The 2,842-nt window shown below is 64.2% G+C and carries 4 protein-coding genes; 3 read left to right on the top strand and 1 reads right to left on the bottom strand.

Features of this window, described 5'->3' with window-relative positions; genetic code table 11:
- Positions 1 to 420 (bottom strand): TetR/AcrR family transcriptional regulator (locus WC493_RS23025; RefSeq protein ID WP_373068947.1); only part of this gene is annotated, 420 nt, incomplete at its 3' end.
- Between the two features lie 237 nt (positions 421 to 657).
- On the opposite strand from WC493_RS23025, the gene WC493_RS23030 reads away from it, so the two are divergent.
- The 3 genes from WC493_RS23030 to WC493_RS23040 form a co-directional block, all read left to right on the top strand.
- The gene (locus tag WC493_RS23030) at positions 658 to 1,533 is read left to right on the top strand and encodes an SDR family NAD(P)-dependent oxidoreductase (protein WP_373068949.1); all 876 of its coding nucleotides are present in this window, start codon (positions 658 to 660) and stop codon (positions 1,531 to 1,533) included.
- A gap of 40 nt (positions 1,534 to 1,573) precedes the next feature.
- Positions 1,574 to 2,392, top strand: a complete 819-nt coding sequence (locus WC493_RS23035; protein WP_373068951.1) for a metal-dependent hydrolase — start codon at positions 1,574 to 1,576, stop codon at positions 2,390 to 2,392.
- Between the two features lie 22 nt (positions 2,393 to 2,414).
- Positions 2,415 to 2,842 (top strand): metal-dependent hydrolase (locus WC493_RS23040; protein ID WP_373068953.1); only part of this gene is annotated, 428 nt, incomplete at its 3' end.

Genomic DNA, 2,842 nt, shown 5'->3' on the forward strand with positions numbered 1-2,842 from the left:
GGCTTCGTTGAAGACGAAGCGGGCATGTTCCGGCACCATCAGGCAATAGTTGGCATAGCTCTGCAGCATCGCCCGCATCACCATCCGCGCATCCTCATAGGTGCGCGGGATCATGCCGCCGACGGTCTCGGGGAAATCGGCGAAGACGGTATCGACCGTCGCCTCCCACAGGGCGCGCTTGGTCTTGAAGTGATAGCCGAGGTGACCCTGCTCGATGCCCGCCGCCGCCGCGATGGCGCGGACCGAGGCGCCGTCATAGCCCTTGGCGGCGAATTCCGGCTTTGCCGCGTCGATGATCCGGGCGCGCAGCGCCGCCGACCGCTCGGCCCGGCTGCCGGGCAGGGCGACCGCCGACGGCAGGTCCCCCCGCGCGAGCGAGCGCAGCCTCGCCTGAAGATCGTCGAACACCGGACGCGACAAAAGGAATACCCCGGAAACGGTCAATGCCTGCGCGCACAATGCGGCAAGGCCATGCCCGGATGCAACCTTTCCCGGCTTCGCGCCCCGGGCTCGATTGCCCCTTCACCTTTATGTGACGAAGGCTCACGATCCGCGCTGAGATGCGACAGGGTGACGCAATCACTCTGGAAATGGTTTTATTTGTCGATTGACATAAGTTTGGTCGAGTGAGAAAAACAAACCACAAGGGAGACAGAAATGGGTCAGGAAATGTTCAAGGGCAAAGTCGCCGTGGTCACGGGTGCCGCATCGGGGATCGGTCAGGCCCTCGCACGGGATTTCGCACGGCGGGGCTGCACCCTCGCGATTTCCGACATCAACGCGGACCGTCTGGAAACCCTGGCGGGCGAGTTGCGCCGGCAGGGCACCATGGTTCTGACCCAGGCCATGGACGTCTCGGACCGCGCGGCCTTCTTCGCCTTCGCCGAGCGGGTGATCGGCGAGCTCGGCGGTGCCGATATCGTCGTGAACAATGCCGGCGTCGCCCTTGTCGGCTCGATCGACAGCCTGCCGATCGAACAGATCGAATGGCTGATGGGCATCAATTTCTGGGGTGTCGTCTATGGCACCAAGGCTTTCCTGCCCCATATGCTGGCGAAGAAATCGGGCTCGATCGTCAATATCTCCAGCGTCTTCGGCCTGATCGGCGTGCCCGGCCAGGGGGCTTACTGCGCGGCGAAATTCGCCGTGCGCGGCTTCACCGAAACCCTGCGCCAGGAAGTGCATGGCTCCGGCGTTCATATCGGCTGCGTTCACCCGGGCGGCATCAAGACGAATATCGCCGCCTCGGCCCGGGTGGTCGAGCTGCCGCCGGGCGCCGAATCGGCGGAAGCCATCGCCAAGCGGTTCGAGGAAATCGCCCGCACGACGCCCGAGCAGGCCGCCGCCACCATCATCCGCGGGATCGAGCGCCGCTCGCCCCGCATCCTGATCGGCCCCGATGCCCGGATCATTTCCGGTCTCGTGCGGCTGTTGCCGGTTGCTTACGCGGCGCTGGTGCGCAAGGCCTTCGGCGGCCTCGCCTCCGGCGCCAAGGACAAGAACAGCAAATCCCCAGCCCCCGCCCGGTCCTGAGGCGCAAGAGCGCCGGCCGGCAGCGACGAGGAGAGACATCATGAGCATGGTCGAAATCAAGCCGCGTAACATCAAGTTCGCCCTCGCCGGCGAGGACAAGCGCAACTGGTTCGGCGGCAATCCGGTCGCCACGGCGATGATGGACGGCGCCTCCGTCCTCTTCCCGATCGGCGAGACCTTCTTCATCCAGTCGGTCATCCATTTCCGCGACCGGATCAGCGATCCCAAGCTGCTGGCCGAAATCACCGGCTTCCAGCAGCAGGAAGGCATCCATTCGCGCGAGCATCGCCGCTACAACAAGGCGGTCGAAGCCTTCGGCGGCAATATCGCCGAGCTGGAAGCCCGCCTGCAGCGCGAGATCGACATTCTCGACGAGCAGAAGGCCTCGCCCGAATACCGCCTGGCCCTGACCTGCGCCTTCGAGCATTTCACCGCGATGCTGGCCGAGCACGTTCTGGAACATCCGGAATTCCTCGCGAAGGCCGAGCCGGAATTCGCCCGCATCTGGTGCTGGCACGCCATCGAGGAAGCGGAACACAAGTCCGTCGCCTTCGACGTCTGGAACCAGGTGAAGCCCAAGGGCGTCAAGGGTTACCTGATGCGCGTGAAGGCGATGCTGAAGGCGACCTCGGTCTTCGTCGGGCAGAGCCGTTACAACGCCAAGGCGCTGATGCGCGCCCGCGGTTACGGCGGCATGCGCCACACCGTGTTCGGCATTCTCTACTTCTCGCTGATCAGCCCGGGCGTTCTGCTGCGCACGCTCCCGGACTATCTGTCCTACTTCAAGCCGGGCTATCACCCCTGGCAGAAGGACACCCGCCACCTGATCGACAAGTACAAGTCGGCCTACGAAGCCTGATCGGAACACAAGGAGAAGACGGATGGGCAAGCTGGACATCAAGCCGCGGAACCTGAAGTTCTCGCTGGCCGGCGACGACAAGCGCAACTGGTTCGCCGGCAATCCGGTGGCGACCGCCATCATGGACGGCGCCTCCATCCTCTTCCCCGTGGGCGAGACCTATTTCATCAACGCCGTGGTCCATTTCCGCGACCAGGTGACCGATCCCAAGCTGCTGGCGGAAATCACCGGCTTCCAGCAGCAGGAAGGCATCCATTCGCGGGAGCACCGGCGTTACAACAACGCGATCAAGGCTTTCGGCGGCGACGTCGATGCCCTCGAGCAGCGCCTGCGCGACGAAATCGCCCGCTGGGACGACAGCCCGCTGTTCAAGCTGGCCGTCACCTGTGCCTTCGAGCATTTCACCGCGATCCTGGCCGACGATCTCCTCGCCCATCCCGACTTCATGAA

The organism is Zavarzinia sp., assembly GCF_041650655.1.
In the GTDB taxonomy this organism is placed as follows: domain Bacteria; phylum Pseudomonadota; class Alphaproteobacteria; order Zavarziniales; family Zavarziniaceae; genus Zavarzinia.